This window comes from Gilliamella sp. Nev3-1 (assembly GCF_001690435.1).
Lineage (GTDB): Bacteria > Pseudomonadota > Gammaproteobacteria > Enterobacterales > Orbaceae > Gilliamella > Gilliamella apicola_C.
Window position 1 is genome coordinate 1 of the sequence record NZ_LZHN01000058.1, and the last position, 19,336, is coordinate 19,336.

Genomic DNA, 19,336 nt, shown 5'->3' on the forward strand with positions numbered 1-19,336 from the left:
CCTGTGCCATATGACGGATCAAATAAGCATGAGATAACTTTATTAGCTCAGCTTTTCTCTGATGATAGTCGTAACCAATATGGATTAATGTTATATTTGCGTTCTCAAGGTATGCGATATGGTTTAATTCAAATTCGTTTAGGTGGTCACGAATATTACCAGTAAGATTATTGGCTTTCTTGTATTTGCTTGATGTAGTACCTAATACGATGCGGTTAATCATATCGAATTCATTAGTAAATACGGTGTTATTTGCGCTTTTTCCCAGTGCTTTACGTTGCTCTGTTAAAGCGTCACACATAGGACGGCTATAATCTGCGACTTTTAAACGTGCTTTTAATCGATTAAGCGCTTTCTTCTGGATTGCTGGTGCGATTTCTTTAAGGTGTTCTTCACAACGTATAAAGTACTTTCTTATTGCTCGTCCTTTCTCGTTGTTTTCAATCATCGCCAATTCTTTAGCGGTTCCAATTGTTAATAAGTAATCTTTTTCTGGTCTACCTCGTTGGGTATTTTTCCCCAAAACTGGGGAATATTGTTTATTATTTGTGCTTTGATTCACCAATTCGGGGGAATAATCCAATAGCAAATAATCATCATTTGGACTCAATGCGTACTCATCAATACGAGATTTAATCCATGTAGAAAAATCACGCCCTACACCAAGAAAACGATGTAAATCTTTCGCGCTAACTGTTTGTTGTAATTTGCCGTTGAATTGTGCTTCCGTTACTGGTACTAAATGATTAAACTCTGTCATAAGTATTACTCCTAACTTGTCGAAAAATCCCTCTTTTAGCTAAATTTAGGCAAGGGGATACCGTCGGCTCAAAAATGAGCTTTGCTATAAAATCAATTAATTAAGCTGCTTTAATTGGGTAAAGTGCTAAAATTTGGCTGATATCTGAATCAGTTAATAAGCTATTTTCATAACTAAGAATCAGATTAACTACCTTTTGAGCATCTTCCCTATTGGCTAGGTAATAGCGATAATGTGAGCCTATTCCGTCGGTATTAGATTCATCCATGCGCTTTAATGTAATGCCTAACTTTCTTTCTAGTTCTGAACAATAATTCCTACCGCTAGAAAGCCTACAGGTGCGTAATATCTCATTTTCAGTAATGCCATTGTCACTACTACACGCAATTAATAGGTAAGCTCTCGGCTTTTTAGGTAGCTTTTTATAATTAGATTGGCTATGATTGGAGGTGTCTAATAAGTTCCAATCTAAGCCCTCGATTATTTCACGGTATAGAGGGTTTTGCTTTATCACCATTATGCTACCTCACGACGTTCTACTCTGCGAGATTCAAGCCAAGAGTAAATCTCATCAGCTCGATAGCCAACACGGCGTAAACCGATTCTAATTTTTTGCGGAAAAGTTTTATCTTTCTTCTCTAGCGTGTAAAGGCTAGTGTCAGATTTGAAATGTAGTAAGGTTTTTACTTCTTTTTTGGATAGGATTTGATTGGTCATTAGTTATATTCTCCTGTATCTAAAAGATGCTATAAGAATATAACTGTATAAACAAACATGCATTACATTAAATATTAAAATTTACCATTTAATAAAATGGGAAAAAACCTAATAAATTAGCTGATTAACTATCAATAACTAAGCATTGAATACCGCTATATATTAAAATGATATAATTCCCATTTTACTAAATTAGTTTCCATTTTATTCAGAATAATCACGCCATTCATCAGGAATAACTAACTCAAAATCATTACTACTTTTCTCTGTAGGTCTTCCTAATTTTATTTCATAAAGCCAGTTAGAAATAGTGTCTTTTGTGGGGGGATTTGCAGAGTTAAAATTATCAATAATTGTAAAGTGTATTTTCCTTGCTATATCAGCAACTTTGCTTTGAGGGTTTCTCTTTCTGGTTAAGTAAGCCGTATCAATGGCAAACTTCTTATAAAAATGGGGTGGCTTACCTATATTTAGTGATTTTTCCTTTATATTATTAATATCATTTTTACCTTGAACAAATTTATTATTTTTTAAATTATTAAAATCGTGATTATGAATATAAAACTCATCGCTAGAAACAAGAATCTCATCTAATAACAAGAAACTTGCTCGCAAACCTTTCGCGTAATTTTGAGGTAATGATTGTGCATCATAATATTTATAGTTTAATTTTAAACTTTTTACTTTAAAAAACTCTTGAGAGTTAATAGTTCTTATTTTTTGGCGGTTTAAATTATAATAATCAAATATCCAAAAACCCTCACCTTTCCCTATAAATCTTAATTTAAAATAATCTTCATCGCTTTCATTTCTTAGATATTTATCCATTAAGAATTTACCTCGATATAAAGGTGTATTATTTACAGGTAGTAACTTGAATAAATCCTGAAAATCAAAATCTGTAACGCTTTTGCGGTTATAATCTGGATACTTCCTGTTAATTTCATTTAGCAAATTAATATAATTATTTATAACTGGAGCATTTCTTCTACAGGAAATGCTTAATTCACCATAAAGAGAACTAGTATCAATATATAAGCTTATTAAGTCTCGACGTGCCCATTCGATAATATCATCAATAGAACAATCTAAGGCTAGTGAAACTTCTTTGATTTTTATAGCTTCAACATAAGGTAAAATTATGTTATTTTTTTTATCATCCATACGCCCCTCACGCCCCTAATAGATATTTGCGCCAGTTCGCTAGGGTTGCGAATTTTCGGGGATCAGCCTAGACGCAAATAATACAGTAATATACAGTTAGGTACATTATAGCACTGTGTTTTTATACATAAAATAGGGGGTATTACTTTTGGTTTTCTAAATAGGATAAAAGCTTATTCAAGCTTTCATTTAGTATGATATTTGTATTTTGCTTAGATATACCTAAATTAATACAATTTATTGAATATTTTTCTTTATTTTTTTCTATATCATTAGCCGCTATCTTTAACCCATTTATAATGCTATTACCATAAATCATCTTTGCATTTAATAAGGCAGATTGAGGTATATTTCCCCAACAATGGAGCATGAATAAAATATCAATGATATCTTTATATGGTGGTTGTGTGGCTCTGTCGGCGTTAGCTAAAAGCTTAGTGTAGAAACAGCTTTCTTTATCTAAATATGGTATAGGAAATAATTTATCTTGTTTTCCTGTTAACTGATATTTTTCAAAGCTAACAATTTCAAGTTTTATGGGTTTTGGATTTTCTTTAATAAATGCACGTACAGCATAACGGTCAAAAGATATCTCTCTAATATATTGAAATTCTCTTTTAACCAAGAGTCCTAAACTATCCGAGGTTACCGTATTTCTTACTGCTCTATAGGATTCAATAGTAGGGCACAATAAATCTATATCAATTGATTCCCTAAACTCATTTAATTCTAATGCTATTCGAGTTCCACCGCCAAAATAAATATTGTTATCAACTAAAAAATCGACATTAAAATTATTTAATAAATGCTCTATTATTTGGTGATGAGTTAACTTATATGGCATAAATTAGACGCACGTAGGTAGGAAATAACCATTTCCATACTCTTTAATAAGTTTATGGATTAATTTTTTTTCATTGGCAGCAAGCTTTACATCTTTAATAAAGCACCATCTTCTTTCATAAATTTTAAAAGCTTCGTCTTCTGGAATTGTTTTTCCTTGATAGTCCCACAAAATTTTATTTAACGCAGGATACCTATTTACTTGGATATTTTGCATTCATTATCTCGTTAAAATAAAAATCGCATTTAAATAAATTGACGGCAACCATTTAATAGATATACAGGATCTAATAACTCCCTGTGTTTAAAAGTATATAACTGAATATATATGAACACAACTTAATTATGTTAGAATTACAGAATTAAAATAACACTTGAAGATAAAGAAATGAGAGCATTTGCAAAAAACAGCAATAAATATTTAAGCCGTCGCGCTGCTTCAAAACATAAAGCACGTTTATCAGCAAAATAATAAGCCTTTATCGGGATTTTTAAATTCTCCCCCATAGAAGATACTACAATTATAGCTATCTTCATAATAAGGATAAGCTGCCTCCATTTTTTTATGGAAGCGAACTGTTGTAATTATTTCAGCATTATCTTCTATTTGTTGCTATTCGTTAAATATATTTTTAGTGCGTACCAATTCATCAGATTTCACATTCGTTAAACCAAAGATATATAACTATGGTTAGTACGTATCTATTAAGTACGCTCTTGGAATGCGCTAACTTGTTAACTGGCTTGTATGATGAAATTGGTATCCATTTATTAGGTGCCTTTTCGCTGGATACTTGCTTGGATACCTTTTTATAAGCACTAGTGATTATCTATTAGGTTATGGTGCTACTAGCTCAATACGCATTGGTTTGGGCTTGGTTGTAATGCTACTACCCATAGATTGATGATCTAATATCTGCTTTTCAGAATAACCATGATTAGCAAGCATCAATTTGGCAATACTCGCGTTAAATTCGCCTTTTAAGCCTTTATTAATTAATTCCACTTCTTGGCGCGCTTTGATCAGTTCTAATGCATCCTTAAATTCTTCGCTTGAACTTGCGTAATTATATAAACTTGACCTTGAACAGTTAGCATATAAAGCCAGCCCAGCCACATAGGGGATCACTTCGCCATTATTGATATAACCCTGCTTATGCAAATACTCTTGCCCTAGCTCTAACATTTCCTTTAATTTTGGTTTTCTTCCTGCCATATTGCTATCTAACTTACTAATAATAAGGCTATTATAACCTAATAAGGCAAATTATTAGATTGCTTTTTAACGTGTCCAAAATTAGCCCAGCCAATAGGAGGGGGTAGCAAATTTCTATAACTCTACACGTCTAAAACCGCCCAACCTCCTTTTTATTCAAAACCGCGAATTGAAATAATTTTTTTGACTGCTATTACTAAATGGGTAATTATAAATAGCTATAGTTGCGTAACTCAAACCAATGTAATAAACCTGCTGGCTTTTTAGAGATTGCAAATTTAATACCTGAATGGTGAAAATCACCATAGAACATTTAGTCTTTTCCTCCAATAATAGCCCTGGATCAACCTTAAAATCATCCTAGATTAACATTATGATTAATAATTATTTTATTTTAATAAAAAATAACGTTATATAAATATATTTATATTTCAATTGGTTAATTACAAGATCAGGATTATTTTAAGAAAGTGTATAGTAGTGAACAGTAGTGAATACTAGTGAACACTTTATATTAAAAGTTTAAGATTATGGGGAGGTAAGCATAAAAACAACCTAATGATTGGCATAGGTAAAGGGTGACATTTGAAAAGCTCCCCTCAATTTTGAGGAGGGGTATTATTGAAGTAACTCAGATTTGAGTATGGTTTTATCCATGAGAAAGCGTAACTCAAATATGAGGTACGGTATGAATATGGTATGGGTAGCGCGATATGGTTAATGATTAACTAGCTTTAAATTGCGGTTACCTGATAGTGAGACATTTCCTTGGCGTGCTTGCTCGACAAAGTCGCCCCACCAATCAAGCATGATTCTTTTTTGACGCTCATACTCAGCTTTGTTATAAGCTCGCCTTACTGCGTTTTTATCCACATGAGATAATGCGCTTTCAATGACATCATAATTAAAACCTTGCTCATTTAAAGCGGTGCTTGCTAAAGCTCTTAAACCATGCGCAACTAACTTATCTTTGTACCCCATGCGTTTTATTGCCATGTTGGCAGTCTGGCTACTCATTGGCTTATTGTAGGGAGGTCTAGCGGTTGGGAAAACAAATTCGCTTTTATGATTAATAGATTTCATTATCTCAAGTATTTTTATTGCTTGCGGTGATAAAGGTATATTGTGTGGTCTATCCATTTTCATGCGTTCGGCAGGAATACTCCATAATTTTTTATCTAGATTAATTTCTTCCCACTTAGCCCCAACGGCTTCACTTGGTCGCGTTAATGTTAATAACTGCCATTCAATCACGCATCTGGTTTGTAATTCAATCTTTGCCATAGCTAAAGCTTGCATAAACTGCGGTAACTCAGTAGGGGGAATAGTTGGTTGATTTTTTACTTTCGGACTATTAAATACATCGGTGATTTTAGCTAGAGGGTTATTATCAATGATGCCCATATTGACAGCATAATACATAATTTCATTGATTCGCCTACATACTCTTTTTACTGTCTCGTATTTATTATTGTTATTTAATGGCTGTAATGCGTTAATAGCTTTGATAGCTGTTACTTGGTTTATTGGAATATCTTTTATATAAGGGAAAACATGATTTTCTGATGAACGCCAAGCTTTTTTGAGCGTTTGCTCTTCTAATCCTTGTTCTGTTTTGAATTTAAGCCATCTTTCAGCCATAGCGTAAAAGGTATTATTACAAGCTTCTTGCTTACGTTGTTCTTGTTCCGCTTTGTAATGTTGTGGATCTATCCCTTGTTTAATTAATTCGCGTGCTTCATCTCGTTGTTTTCGCACTTGTTGTAGTGATGTTTCTGGGTATTTACCGAAAGATAATAATGTCTCTTTATGTGATATCGGTTTTTTATATTTAAATCGCCATAATTTAGCTCCTGTTGATTTAACTAATAGAAAAAGGCCACCACCATCAAAATACTTTTTATCTTTACTAGTGGCTTTTAACGCTTTTATTTGGGTGTCAGTTAAGGGGGTAGTTTTTACAGCCATTTTTTACCTTTGGGGGTACGCAATAATAGAGGTATTTAATTATACCCCAAAATATACCCCCATTATTTTTGGTTGTAAATGTATCTTACTGATACTTAATGGGCAATAAAATAGACTTTAAGGCTTGTTATTACTGGGTTTGATGTGCTTTGTAGGGTTTAAAAGAATGTTGCTGTTTATTGATTTGGTGCCGTGGGCGGGACTTGAACCCGCATGCTCTTAGAGCACTACCCCCTCAAGATAGCGTGTCTACCAATTTCACCACCACGGCGCCGTTTTTATTCAGGAATATCCGATGTTGAATTCTGTTGTGTTGGTTGAGCAACAGGAACGGTTGTTGGTTCCGTTTTGCTTTCGTTTTGTTGCGTTGTTGGTATACTATCTTCAAGGTTATCAAACTCGCCAGTTCTAGTTGCGTGCGGTTTGCTGCCCAAATTCGATAATAAAATGCTTATTATAAAAAACAAAATACCTAACAAAGTTGTAGCGCGAGTTAAAAAATTTCCACTACCAGAAGAACCAAACAAAGTTGCTGACGCACCCGAACCAAAAGAAGAACCCATATCAGCCCCTTTGCCTCGTTGAATCAAAACTAAAGCGATAATCGCTAAAGCGATAATCAAATAACTCACAATCAAAAATTCGTACATTTCAACCTGTCAATTTTATATGTTCTACAACAGAATCTATTGGTGAGAAATATTAGCGAAAGACAAGCCAACAAGCAAGTAAAATTTCAAGAATTGTTGGCTTGTTTTATAAAATGCCCTTTTTAATTAATAAAAAGTTACTAATTTTTAAACTAAAATCGATATTACCATTATTACAACCGAAACTATTTTTCAACTTGAATTGGCGCCATTATGCTTTGCATACAGCATGTAATAACTGTTCTTTTCCCCATACTTGAATTTGTCCTATCCAAGCATCAATAGCATATTTGTTAAAATATTCTGGATATTGTTCTGTCAGTGGAAATTCATCAGATGAAAAAAACCAGTAGTAATAGTGGGACCAAGTTGAATTTGGATAGTTAATATCATTTGCCATTCCCCATTCACTTAGTAATCCTTGATTAATTGCGCGTGTAAACAGATCCCATTTCAAAGGGTCTTCTAACCATGTTTCTGATGCATTAGGCGAATTAGACATTTCGGCTCTAGTTGGTATGTTTTTTTCACCTCCACAAGCGATTTTTGCTTGCTCATAAGTGTGAAGGACATCTCCTTGTGGTATAACCCAAGTTTTGGTTGGATTAAATGTGTAAGTTTTTACTATATTGGGATCAGGCTTAAATTTTGCTGATATAGTCACTGAGCCAGTAGGTTTACTATTAAGTACAACCATGCCATATTTATCTACAGTCACACTATTTACAGGGTTAGCATTAATAGAATAGTCCCAATCTGTTTGTGCTCCTGTCATAATTAATTGAAACTGCGCTCCCGGAAATCCTGTTGTTGGAAATTTTGGATTGGCAGAGGCATAAAATCCATTGATAGGATCAAACACGTTATGATCGTATCCTCCACCACAAAGATGATCTCTATATTCTGTGCCTGGCTTATTCCACCCTTTATCTCCTCGGTTGTAATCGACAATTGAGCTATCAATATCATTATAACCTATAAGCGCACAATCCGTTTTTCCATTTTTGGTAAAATGATAGGGGCTTCCCCAAGTTTGTTTATTATTGACTATCATTTGGTTGGGTTTAGCAAAACAGATCTCTGATGTGGTGTTGATTTGATAGACTTTGGTTAAATTAGATAATTGGCTGTCTTTGGGATCGCCATATTCAGAATGGACTTGTACATCAGAAAGGGTAATAGCTAACTTAAGTGGCATTTGAAATCCACTACCACAACCAATGGCTTTATTATATTGTGATTTTGTAATTTCTTGCCCTGCATTATCAAACCATTTAAAGTTGATTGAACTAAAAGAAAAAGTACCTTGTTCTGATGTTTTCCCTTTATCGCCATCTTCATCGTAATAGTTTTGGGTCGGCGATAATTTAAGTTCATCGATTGTCGGTATTTTGATAATAAAATCATTGAGAGTTAGGTTTTTATCAAAAAATGTAGGAATATTATTTAATTGTTCGCTATAAAAGGCACCTCTGACGGTAAACCCTAAGTTATTTTCAGAAAAATTTGAAATAAAAATTGGTGCATTCCCTTTAATCGAGTTTGCAGTTACTGCCGACAACGTAGCTGAAGCTGAGAATGAAAAAGGGTAAGAGATAAAGAAAAGTGTAGAAGCAACGATATTTTTGTTTAATTTATAACCTGTTTGCTGTTTGCTGTTTGCTGTTTGCCATTATAAACTCCTTTATTCAATTTGTCAATTTAACATATTGTTTTTGTTATTGTTTTTAAATGTTATAGTTAATAATATATAGCTAACCAGTAGTATAGTCTATTTCATCATTTAACTTGAACCACTTTTTTGTAAAGTTTTTTAAATATGGAATATTAGTCAGCTTGCTCTAATAGTGAGAGTATAATAATCAATTGTGCGTTCTTATCTAAAAAGCAGTATAATGTTGCCATTTTTATTATGGTAAGCTCTATTTATGAAATTTATTGTTAAACTTTTTCCTGAAATAACCATCAAAAGTGATTCTGTTCGTTTGCGTTTTATTAAAATACTCACCAGCAATATCCGTAATATTTTAAAACACCATATTGAAGATGTTGCCGTTATTCGTCATTGGGATTTTATTGAAGTTCGCCCAAAAATTGAAAATAGTGAAACCAAGATACTCGAATTATTAACACGGATCCCCGGTATTCATCATATTTTAGCCGTTGATGAAATCACTTTCGTTGATATGCATGATATTTTTGAAAAGGCAGTGGTTTATTATGCGCCATTAATTGAAGATAAAACATTTTGTGTACGTGTAAAACGTCGTGGCAAGCATGAATTTTCTTCAATTGATGTTGAACGTTATGTTGGTGGTGGGCTCAATCAATATGTTTCTTCGGCTAAGGTTAAATTAAATCATCCAGAAATTACGGTTAACCTTGAAATTGATAACGACAAATTACTACTTGTTAAAGGTCGGCATACTGGCATTGGTGGTTTTCCTACGGGTACACAAGAAGATGTCATTTCACTTATATCGGGTGGTTTTGATTCAGGCGTGTCAAGTTACATGTTAATGCGACGTGGAAGCCGTGTACATTATTGCTTCTTTAATCTTGGTGGGAAAAATCACGAGATTGGTGTTAAACAAATGGCTCATTATCTTTGGGAACGTTATGGTAGTTCGCATAAAGTGCGTTTTATTGCGATTAATTTTTCCGATGTTGTTGGTGAAATTCTTGAGAAGATCGATGATGGACAAATGGGCGTTGTTTTAAAACGGATGATGGTTCGTGCTGCATCAAAAATTGCACAGCGCTATAAAGTAGAAGCACTTGTTACTGGAGAGGCATTAGGGCAAGTGTCGAGCCAAACGCTGACCAATTTACGATTAATTGATAATGTTAGTGACACACTAATCTTACGACCTCTAATCACACATGATAAAGAAACAATTATCAATCTTGCGCGCCAAATTGGTACTGAGGATATAGCTAAAACCATGCCAGAATTTTGTGGTGTGATTTCTAAAAGCCCAACAGTTAAAGCAGTAAAAGAAAAAATTGAAGCGGAAGAGCTGAATTTTGATTTCACTATTTTAGATAAAGCCGTTGCTGAAGCTGAAAATATTGATATTCGTGAGATTGCTAAACAAGCTGACACTAAGATTACTCATGTTGAAACAATTACAACACTTAATGCTGATCACGTGGTCATTGACATTCGTTCGCCAGACGAGCAAGAGGATAATCCACTTGTATTGAATGATGTTGAAATCAAACTTATTCCATTTTATAAATTAGCAACACAATTTGGCAATTTGGATCAGTCAAAACAATATTTACTATATTGCGATCGTGGTGTTATGAGCAAGTTACAAGCACTTTATTTAATCGATCAAGGATTTAATAACGTAAAAATATTTACTTTATAAAACTTAACAATACGTTACTATATTATTTGTATTTTTTACATATATAATGGATTTTGTGCATAAATTATGCTTGTTATTTAACATAAATATCAAAAATATATAAAGAGGAGTGTAATGAATAGCAAATTACTTATAGTTGATGATGATGTTGAGATTGCTTTATTATTACGTGAATTGCTCGAATTAGAAGGGTATCAAATTGAAATCGCTAATACGGGCATTGAGGCTTTAGAAAAATTTGACGATACTATCGATCTTGTGCTACTTGATATTATGATGCCTGAAATGAACGGGTTTAGTGTGTTATCTCAACTCAGATCTCAATTTACAGTTCCGATTATTTTTTTAACAGCCAAAGATAATGAACATGATAAAATTAATGGGCTTGAGCTTGGTGCTGATGATTACATTCTAAAACCATTCAATGACAGAGAACTTATAGCTCGAATTAATGCGCAATTACGAAGAGCACGTTGGGATAATATCTCAAATGATGATTCTGATAAGCCAACTCAATATATTATTGATAAACTTAACGTAAATCGAAAACAACAAGCTGCTTTTTTTGATAATAAGTACATTGATTTAACAGGGACAGAGTTTCAAGTATTGCTAAAATTTATTGAGCAAGGGGGTAAAATAATTTCACGCGACATGCTAACTGCATCGGTTTTAGGAAAAAAGTTTGTTCCACTAGCTCGCTCGATTGATGTTCACGTGTCTAATTTGCGCAAAAAGCTTCCGCCAAGAAGTGATGGTTTACCTTGGATTAAAACATTACGTTCTAAAGGCTACTTATTTGTCATTGACCGACATGATGATTTATTACAAGACTAGAATAATACTATAATAAAGGTCAGATAACATGTGGTTTTTTGACAGGCTAGCTATCAAAATTTTCACTATATTTTTATTAACGATAGCTTCTTTCTTAATGTTAATTATGGTGCTACCCAATCTCGATTCGCGAAATTTAACGTATTTAGCAAATAAAGATAAAGAAATCGGTAATAAACTTGCTCGACAAATTGAAAATGATCTTGCCAATGTACCCAAAGATAGTTTTCGCTGGTGGATGCGTTTTATTGTGGTAATGAATACGCATCAAAAACCAGCTCAATCTTTATTTATAGTTACTCCCAATGAGCAAATTATAACCGCTGAAACTAAAAATATTGATTTGATAAAAAACTTTAGCCAAAAATCTCATAATGTTGATGATCCAGCAAAGCAGATTTATGATACCCAAGAAATTATAGGGCCTTTTTTGATTCATTATACGAATGCTCAATATCAATTATATATTTTACAACCCGCAACAGATAGCCAATCCCAATTTGTTAATTTTATTTTTGATCACCCTTTTTTATTACTAACGCTGACTATGCTGGCCAGTTCACCTTTTTTGCTTTGGTTATCTTGGAGCATAGCAAAACCGGCACGAAGGCTAAAACAAGCGGCAGATCAGGTTGCTAAAGGTAATTTGCAAGAGTGGCCAGATCTTGAAAAAATAGGATCATCTGAATATAAAGCAACGGGCGCTAGTTTTAATCTTATGTTAAGAGAGCTAAAACGAATGCAAGCATTGCAACAACGTCTGTTTTCAGATATCTCTCACGAATTACGTACACCACTAACACGCTTACAACTTGCTACTTCTTTATTGCGTCGAAAACAAGGCGAAAGCAGTGAAGTTATACGTATCAATAATGAAGCAATAAAGCTAGATGCTATGATTGGTGACTTACTATTATTGGCAAGACAGCAATATGACAATAATGAAATTCGTGAATTTAATCAAATTGATCTTCTATTTAAACCCGTGTTGGATAATGCGGCGTTTGAAGCCGAACAAATAGGAAAAAGTTTTTCAGTGGTTAATCGGCCAACTAACCACACTATTTTATGTTATCCAGTTGCGTTATGCAGTGCACTTGAAAATGTTATACGAAACGCATTTCGCTATTCAAACAAACAAATTATTATCAATTTTGAAGTAAAAAAACAAAAGATAACAATTACCATAGATGATGATGGCATAGGTGTAGCTGAAAGTGAATTAGCGCAAATATTTAGGCCATTTTATCGCACAAGCGAAGCGCGTGATCGACAATCTGGTGGAACAGGACTCGGGCTCGCAATAGTCGCTAATGCAATCATACGCGATCACGGCACGGTTACCGCAGAAAAAAGCCACCTTGGTGGACTTCGAATTGTGATAATATTACCCATTCATAAATATAAATAATAAAAGAGAACTATTGTGTCAAATACTGCATTAAACATCGTTTTATTTGAACCGGAAATTCCTGCCAATACTGGCAACATTATTCGTCTTTGCGCTAACACTGGCTTTAACTTACATATTATTGAACCCATGGGCTTTTATTGGGATGACAAAAAGTTAAAACGAGCAGGGCTTGATTATCAAGAATTTGTCGATGTAAAACGTTACAAAAATTTGGACCATTTTGTAGATACCAATCAAATAGACTGGTTAACACAAGTGTATGCTTTAACCACAAAAGGACAAAAACCGCATAGTGAAGTTAATTACCAACAAAATGACTTTTTAATGTTTGGCCCAGAAACCCGCGGCTTACCTAACACAATACTAGATGCACTGCCTCAAGATAAAAAAATACGTATTCCTATGTTAGCCACAAGCCGTAGTATGAACTTATCTAACTCGGTAGCTGTTGTCGTTTACGAATCATGGCGCCAGCTAGGTTACATGGGAGCAAAATAGATTATTGTTTTTGAAAGAATAAACTGACAAGCGGCTTACGCATCATTACCATAATTGCATAGCTACCTAAAACACTTACAAAATTTTAGGCTTGGATGTTAAGCCAAAAAGTGCAATACTTTATAACTATATGATTTCACACAAAATAAAAACTTCAATAAAATCAATGGTTTTTCTGAAGTGTTTTTTTAATAAAAAGGCTTCCTTTTTAATTCACTAACTGAATAATCGCACATTGTTATTTGGTGGCAGAATATACCACCGATAGAGTCAGATTAGCCTGCCAAACAAAGATAGCTAGTGAGATACTGTTTTATCAGCAATAAATCAGCGCAGTTGCGTAAGTCAATAAAAAGCTTAAAAAATTTTAGGCTTAGAAGTCAAGCCAAAAAGTGTAATACTTTATACGTAATACTTTGTAACTATATGATTTTACACAAAATAAAAACTTCAATAAAATCAATGGTTTTTCTGAAGTATTTTTTTAATAAAAAGGCTTCCTTTTTAATTCGCTAACTGAATAATCGCACATTGTTATTTGGTGGCAGAATATACCACCGATAGAGTCAGATTAGCCTGCCAAACAAAGATAGCTAGTGAGATACTGTTTTATCAGCAATAAATCAGCGCAGTTGCGTAAGTCAATAAAAAGCTTAAAAAATTTTAGGCTTAGAAGTCAAGCCAAAAAGTGTAATACTTTATACGTAATACTTTGTAACTATATGATTTTACACAAAATAAAAACTTCAATAAAATCAATGGTTTTTCTGAAGTATTTTTTTAATAAAAAGGCTTCCTTTTTAATTCGCTAACTGAATAATCGCACATTGTTATTTGGTGGCAGAATATACCACCGATAGAGTCAGATTAGCCTGCCAAACAAAGATAGCTAGTGAGATACTGTTTTATCAGCAATAAATCAGCGCAGTTGCGTAAGTCAATAAAAAGCTTAAAAAATTTTAGGCTTAGAAGTCAAGCCAAAAAGTGTAATACTTTATACGTAATACTTTGTAACTATATGATTTTACACAAAATAAAAACTTCAATAAAATCAATGGTTTTTCTGAAGTATTTTTTTAATAAAAAGGCTTCCTTTTTAATTCGCTAACTGAATAATCGCACATTGTTATTTGGTGGCAGAATATACCACCGATAGAGTCAGATTAGCCTGCCAAACAAAGATAGCTAGTGAGATACTGTTTTATCAGCAATAAATCAGCGCAGTTGCGTAAGTCAATAAAAAGCTTAAAAAATTTTAGGCTTAGAAGTCAAGCCAAAAAGTGTAATACTTTATACGTAATACTTTGTAACTATATGATTTTACACAAAATAAAAACTTCAATAAAATCAATGGTTTTTCTGAAGTATTTTTTTAATAAAAAGGCTTCCTTTTTAATTCGCTAACTGAATAATCGCACATTGTTATTTGGTGGCAGAATATACCACCGATAGAGTCAGATTAGCCTGCCAAACAAAGATAGCTAGTGAGATACTGTTTTATCAGCAATAAATCAGCGCAGTTGCGTAAGTCAATAAAAAGCTTAAAAAATTTTAGGCTTAGAAGTCAAGCCAAAAAGTGTAATACTTTATACGTAATACTTTGTAACTATATGATTTTACACAAAATAAAAACTTCAATAAAATCAATGGTTTTTCTGAAGTATTTTTTTAATAAAAAGGCTTCCTTTTTAATTCGCTAACTGAATAATCGCACATTGTTATTTGGTGGCAGAATATACCACCGATAGAGTCAGATTAGCCTGCCAAACAAAGATAGCTAGTGAGATACTGTTTTATCAGCAATAAATCAGCGCAGTTGCGTAAGTCAATAAAAAGCTTAAAAAATTTTAGGTTTAGAAGTCAAGCCAAAAAGTGTAATACTTTATACGTAATACTTTGTAACTATATGATTTTACATAAAATAAAAACTTAAATAAAATCAATGGTTTTTCTGAAGTATTTTTTTAATAAAAAGGCTTCCTTTTTAATTCGCTAACTGAATAATAGCACAGTGTTATTCGGTGGCAGAATATGACACCGACAGAGCCAGATTCGTCCGCCAAACAAAGATATCTAGTGAGATACTGTTTTATCAGCAATAAATCAGCGTGGTTGCGTAAAACAGAGTGACAAAAGCGGAACGAATTTTTCTGGAAAAATTTGAATACCACAACATTTAAATATCAAAACATTGCCAAGATAGCCTCAAAAGGCGATATTCGATGATAAGAGTAACTATAAAAAAAGCACATTAGCTTTTGTTTAAAAAATTAATCAGGCTTTTTTGTTAAAATTTCTCTAATAAATTTAATTAGATAACATATTGGTCAACAAGCAAAGTAAGCCTACATCGTACAGAAATTCACGTTACTAAAGCGGCTTATTAAAGATAATAGTATGTTTTTTTATAAAATAGAGCTTACTATTTTTTTACTATAGTCAATATCTTTAATAAACAACGCTTTTTGAGCTTTAAATTATTTTTAATAAAAAAAAACGTGATCTGCGTCAAATTTTGAGTATACTATGCCTCTCATAAAACCCTAGTTTTTTTGAGGATGTTAGTTTGAGTACCGATAAACTTGTTGATTCATATTCTCCCGCACAAATGACCCAAATTGCCGAAGACATTGGCCATTACAAAGTAAACAAACACCCAGCTAGCACGATTTTATCTGCAATTCTTGCAGGTGTTTTTATCTCAATTGCTTTCGTATTTTACATTACCGTAACCACAGGCACTGCAACAGTTGCGTTTGGCTTAGCAAAATTGGTGGGGGGCATTTGTTTCTCATTAGGTCTTATGCTGGTTGTTTGCTGTGGCTCAGACTTATTTACTTCAACAGTATTAACGATTTTGCCTAAAATGACGCACAAAGTGAGCTGGATAAAAATGCTCCGTAATTGGATTTTAGTCTATATCGGTAACTTTATTGGTGCTATACTGTTTGTCACAGTAATTTGGTTTTCTGGCCAGTATATGGTTGCTAATGGCTTATGGGGGCTAAATGTTCTTCAAACGGCAGATCACAAGTTACATCATACCTTTATTGAGGCCGTATGCCTTGGTTTTTTAGCTAATCTAATGGTTTGTTTAGCTGCATGGCTAAGTTATGCAGGTCGTAGTTTACTTGATAAGATGTTAATCATGGTCCTTCCTGTTGCAATGTTTGTTGCCAGTGGTTTTGAGCATAGCATTGCCAATATGTTTATGATCCCAATGGGTATTGTGATTAATAACTTTGCGTCACCCGAATTTTGGCAAGCAATTGGCGTGTCTCCTGATGCATTTAAAGAACTAACGGTAACGCATTTTGTTTTAAATAATTTAATTCCTGTAACAATTGGGAATATTTTAGGTGGTTTAGCGGTTGCACTACCTTATTGGGCTTTATATTTACGTAAGCCACATTGATTTTATGATATTTATCCTCATATAAAAAAGGATGAATAGATATTTTTGTAAACCTGAGGTGAAAAACTATGAGTAATTTAAACGAAGTACAAGCTGTTGCTTGGAAAGGATTTAAAGATGGTGATTGGCAAAATAATGTTAATGTCCGCGATTTTATTCAAAAGAACTACACGCCATACGAGGGTGATGAGTCTTTCTTAGTTGGCGCGACAGAAGCTACAACTAAGTTATGGGCTAAAGTAATGGAAGGCATCAAAGTTGAAAATGCTACCCATGCCCCTGTGGATTTTGATACCAGTGTTATTTCGACAATTACTGCTCATGACGCAGGTTATATTGAAAAAGATTTAGAAAAAATTGTTGGCTTACAAACTGAAAAACCACTAAAACGTGCGATTATCCCGTTTGGTGGTATCAAAATGATCGAGAATTCTTGTAAAGCTTATAACAGAACGCTAGATCCATTAGTCAAAAAAATCTTCACTGAATACCGCAAAACCCACAACCAAGGTGTTTTCGATATCTATACGCCAGATATCCTTCGTTGTCGTAAATCAGGGGTTATCACTGGTCTTCCTGATGCTTATGGTCGTGGTCGTATCATTGGGGATTACCGTCGTGTAGCACTTTACGGTATCGACTACTTAATGAAAGACAAATTTGCACAATTCAATTCACTACAAGCTGATTTTGAAAATGGTGTTGATTTAGCCATGACAATGCAACGTCGTGAAGAAATCGCAGAACAACATCGTGCACTTGGTCAAATCAAAGAAATGGCGGCTAAATATGGTTTCGATATTTCTGAACCTGCTAAAACAGCACAAGAAGCTGTTCAATGGACTTATTTTGGTTATTTAGCTGCGGTTAAATCACAAAATGGTGCGGCAATGTCATTAGGTCGTACGTCGACTTTCTTTGATATTTACTTCCAACGTGATCTTGAAGCAGGATTAATTACGGAAAAAGATGCGCAAGAAATTGTTGACCATTTCGTTATGAAATTACGTATGGTTCGTTTTTTACGTACTCCTGAATATGATGAATTATTCTCTGGCGATCCAATTTGGGCAACTGAATCTATCGCAGGTATGGGAGTTGATGGTCGTACTTTAGTTACTAAGACTTCTTTCCGTTTCTTAAATACTTTATATACAATGGGTCCATCACCAGAACCTAATATGACTATCCTTTGGTCTGAAAAATTACCAAGTGGGTTTAAAGAGTTTGCATCAAAAGTATCAATTGATACTTCATCATTACAATATGAAAATGATGATTTAATGCGTCCTGACTTTAACAATGATGACTATGCTATTGCATGTTGTGTAAGCCCAATGATCGTTGGTAAACAAATGCAATTCTTTGGTGCGCGTGCAAACCTTGCTAAAACACTTCTATACGCAATCAACGGCGGTGTGGATGAAAAATTAAAAATGCAAGTCGGTCCTAAAGAAGATCCAATTATGGATGAATATTTAGATTTCGATACAGTATTTGCTCGTTTAGACCACTTTATGGATTGGTTAGCAAAACAATACGTAACAGCATTAAATGCAATTCACTATATGCACGATAAATACAGCTACGAAGCATCATTAATGGCATTACATGATCGTGATGTTATTCGTACTATGGCATGTGGTATTGCGGGTCTTTCTGTTGCTGCTGACTCACTTTCTGCGATTAAATACGCTAAAGTAAAAACAGTTCGTGATGAAGATGGTTTAGCGACTGACTTCGAAATTGAAGGTGAATACCCACAATTTGGTAACAATGACCCACGAGTTGATGACATTGCTGTTGATTTAGTTGAACGTTTTATGAAGAAAATTCAAAAACTTAAAACTTATCGTAATGCAATTCCAACACAATCTGTACTTACAATTACATCAAACGTTGTATATGGTAAGAAAACAGGTAACACACCAGATGGACGTCGTGCAGGAGCGCCGTTTGGACCAGGTGCTAACCCAATGCACGGACGTGACCAAAAAGGTGCTGTGGCTTCATTAACTTCTGTTGCTAAATTACCATTTGCTTATGCTAAAGACGGTATTTCTTATACTTTCTCTATCGTTCCAAATGCATTAGGTAAAGATGATGATGTGCGTAAACGCAATTTAGCTGGCTTAATGGACGGTTACTTCCATCACGAGGCAACAATTGAAGGTGGTCAACATCTAAATGTTAATGTATTAAATCGTGATACATTATTAGATGCAATGGAGCACCCTGAAAAATATCCGCAATTAACCATTCGTGTTTCTGGATATGCGGTACGCTTCAACTCATTAACTAAAGAACAACAAAATGACGTAATTAGCCGTACATTTACGCAATCTATGTAGTGCGACAAGCAGCACTAAATACTTGATTTTTATGAAGTTTTTTGTAAAAATCAAGTAAGATAAAAGGCGGAAATGAAATACTTTCCCCTTTTATCGGTAGATAAGCGCGAAGATGAAATATTCTTT

Annotated in this window: 17 protein-coding genes and 1 tRNA gene; 6 read left to right on the forward strand and 12 right to left on the reverse strand. The window is 33.9% G+C overall.

The features are described 5' to 3' along the window. The 12 genes from A9G40_RS08370 to A9G40_RS08420 form a co-directional block, all read right to left on the reverse strand. Window positions 1–760, reverse strand: a 760-nt coding sequence (locus tag A9G40_RS08370) for an antA/AntB antirepressor family protein (RefSeq protein WP_065582678.1), incomplete at its 3' end; no start/stop codon positions are given. 100 nt (window positions 761–860) lie between these two features. After that, a complete protein-coding gene (locus tag A9G40_RS08375) occupies window positions 861–1,277 on the reverse strand; it encodes a hypothetical protein (RefSeq protein ID WP_065582679.1) in 417 nt (138 codons plus the stop codon). Next, complete coding sequence (locus A9G40_RS08380; RefSeq protein WP_065566592.1) at window positions 1,277–1,477, reverse strand: helix-turn-helix transcriptional regulator; 201 nt, start codon at window positions 1,475–1,477, stop codon at window positions 1,277–1,279. The genes A9G40_RS08375 and A9G40_RS08380 overlap by 1 nt, the downstream gene beginning before the upstream one ends. 204 nt (window positions 1,478–1,681) lie before the next feature. Further along, complete coding sequence (locus A9G40_RS08385) at window positions 1,682–2,641, reverse strand: hypothetical protein (RefSeq protein ID WP_065582680.1); 960 nt, start codon at window positions 2,639–2,641, stop codon at window positions 1,682–1,684. A 142-nt stretch (window positions 2,642–2,783) separates the two neighbouring features. Then, entirely contained in the window at window positions 2,784–3,485 is a 702-nt protein-coding gene (locus A9G40_RS08390; protein WP_065582681.1) for a nucleotidyl transferase AbiEii/AbiGii toxin family protein, read from the reverse strand. Window positions 3,486–3,488: 3 nt separating this feature from the next. After that, on the reverse strand, window positions 3,489–3,701 hold the full coding sequence (locus A9G40_RS08395; RefSeq protein ID WP_065572347.1) for a hypothetical protein: 213 nt from the start codon (window positions 3,699–3,701) through the stop codon (window positions 3,489–3,491). A gap of 137 nt (window positions 3,702–3,838) precedes the next feature. Continuing rightward, a complete protein-coding gene (locus tag A9G40_RS14730) occupies window positions 3,839–4,021 on the reverse strand; it encodes a hypothetical protein (RefSeq protein ID WP_141675231.1) in 183 nt (60 codons plus the stop codon). A 301-nt stretch (window positions 4,022–4,322) separates the two neighbouring features. Continuing rightward, window positions 4,323–4,700: a terminase small subunit gene (locus A9G40_RS08400; RefSeq protein WP_065582682.1), complete on the reverse strand. Its 378-nt coding sequence runs from the start codon at window positions 4,698–4,700 to the stop codon at window positions 4,323–4,325. A 717-nt stretch (window positions 4,701–5,417) separates the two neighbouring features. Continuing rightward, window positions 5,418–6,668: an integrase domain-containing protein gene (locus A9G40_RS08405; protein ID WP_065582683.1), complete on the reverse strand. Its 1,251-nt coding sequence runs from the start codon at window positions 6,666–6,668 to the stop codon at window positions 5,418–5,420. Window positions 6,669–6,853: 185 nt separating this feature from the next. Beyond that, window positions 6,854–6,939: transfer RNA gene (locus A9G40_RS08410), tRNA-Leu, on the reverse strand. Between the two features lie 7 nt (window positions 6,940–6,946). Continuing rightward, on the reverse strand, window positions 6,947–7,318 hold the full coding sequence (secG, locus tag A9G40_RS08415) for a preprotein translocase subunit SecG (RefSeq protein WP_065582684.1): 372 nt from the start codon (window positions 7,316–7,318) through the stop codon (window positions 6,947–6,949). A 211-nt stretch (window positions 7,319–7,529) separates the two neighbouring features. Further along, window positions 7,530–8,879: a hypothetical protein gene (locus A9G40_RS08420; RefSeq protein WP_065582685.1), complete on the reverse strand. Its 1,350-nt coding sequence runs from the start codon at window positions 8,877–8,879 to the stop codon at window positions 7,530–7,532. Window positions 8,880–9,246: 367 nt separating this feature from the next. On the opposite strand from A9G40_RS08420, the gene thiI reads away from it, so the two are divergent. The 6 genes from thiI to pflB all read left to right on the forward strand — a co-directional run bounded on the left by thiI (window position 9,247) and on the right by pflB (window position 19,210). Next, window positions 9,247–10,695 carry a tRNA uracil 4-sulfurtransferase ThiI gene (gene thiI, locus A9G40_RS08425; RefSeq protein ID WP_065582686.1) on the forward strand — a complete coding sequence of 483 codons (1,449 nt, stop codon included), beginning with the start codon at window positions 9,247–9,249 and terminating at the stop codon, window positions 10,693–10,695. Between the two features lie 114 nt (window positions 10,696–10,809). Next, a complete protein-coding gene (locus A9G40_RS08430) occupies window positions 10,810–11,532 on the forward strand; it encodes a response regulator (protein WP_065582687.1) in 723 nt (240 codons plus the stop codon). A 28-nt stretch (window positions 11,533–11,560) separates the two neighbouring features. Continuing rightward, window positions 11,561–12,943 (forward strand): envelope stress sensor histidine kinase CpxA, encoded by a 1,383-nt coding sequence (cpxA, locus tag A9G40_RS08435; RefSeq protein ID WP_065582688.1) that lies wholly within the window; start codon window positions 11,561–11,563, stop codon window positions 12,941–12,943. Between the two features lie 15 nt (window positions 12,944–12,958). After that, entirely contained in the window at window positions 12,959–13,444 is a 486-nt protein-coding gene (gene trmL, locus A9G40_RS08440; protein WP_065567844.1) for a tRNA (uridine(34)/cytosine(34)/5-carboxymethylaminomethyluridine(34)-2'-O)-methyltransferase TrmL, read from the forward strand. A gap of 2,566 nt (window positions 13,445–16,010) precedes the next feature. Then, window positions 16,011–16,859 (forward strand): formate transporter FocA, encoded by an 849-nt coding sequence (focA, locus tag A9G40_RS08445; protein WP_081302206.1) that lies wholly within the window; start codon window positions 16,011–16,013, stop codon window positions 16,857–16,859. Between the two features lie 68 nt (window positions 16,860–16,927). Further along, window positions 16,928–19,210, forward strand: coding sequence for a formate C-acetyltransferase (gene pflB, locus A9G40_RS08450; RefSeq protein WP_065582689.1), 2,283 nt, complete (start codon window positions 16,928–16,930; stop codon window positions 19,208–19,210). Window positions 19,211–19,336 lie beyond the last annotated feature (126 nt).

Excerpts from the sequence above, each read along its gene's own strand:
- A9G40_RS08430 (WP_065582687.1), top strand. The coding sequence starts at position 10,810 with ATGAATAGCAAATTACTTATAGTTGATGATGATGTTGAGATTGCTTTA.
- A9G40_RS08375 (WP_065582679.1), bottom strand. The coding sequence starts at position 1,277 with ATGGTGATAAAGCAAAACCCTCTATACCGTGAAATAATCGAGGGCTTA.
- pflB (WP_065582689.1), top strand. The coding sequence starts at position 16,928 with ATGAGTAATTTAAACGAAGTACAAGCTGTTGCTTGGAAAGGATTTAAA.
- A9G40_RS08380 (WP_065566592.1), bottom strand. The coding sequence starts at position 1,477 with ATGACCAATCAAATCCTATCCAAAAAAGAAGTAAAAACCTTACTACAT.
- A9G40_RS08400 (WP_065582682.1), bottom strand. The coding sequence starts at position 4,700 with ATGGCAGGAAGAAAACCAAAATTAAAGGAAATGTTAGAGCTAGGGCAA.
- cpxA (WP_065582688.1), top strand. The coding sequence starts at position 11,561 with ATGTGGTTTTTTGACAGGCTAGCTATCAAAATTTTCACTATATTTTTA.
- A9G40_RS08385 (WP_065582680.1), bottom strand. The coding sequence starts at position 2,641 with ATGGATGATAAAAAAAATAACATAATTTTACCTTATGTTGAAGCTATA.
- A9G40_RS08405 (WP_065582683.1), bottom strand. The coding sequence starts at position 6,668 with ATGGCTGTAAAAACTACCCCCTTAACTGACACCCAAATAAAAGCGTTA.
- A9G40_RS08390 (WP_065582681.1), bottom strand. The coding sequence starts at position 3,485 with ATGCCATATAAGTTAACTCATCACCAAATAATAGAGCATTTATTAAAT.
- secG (WP_065582684.1), bottom strand. The coding sequence starts at position 7,318 with ATGTACGAATTTTTGATTGTGAGTTATTTGATTATCGCTTTAGCGATT.
- A9G40_RS14730 (WP_141675231.1), bottom strand. The coding sequence starts at position 4,021 with ATGAAGATAGCTATAATTGTAGTATCTTCTATGGGGGAGAATTTAAAA.
- thiI (WP_065582686.1), top strand. The coding sequence starts at position 9,247 with ATGAAATTTATTGTTAAACTTTTTCCTGAAATAACCATCAAAAGTGAT.
- A9G40_RS08395 (WP_065572347.1), bottom strand. The coding sequence starts at position 3,701 with ATGCAAAATATCCAAGTAAATAGGTATCCTGCGTTAAATAAAATTTTG.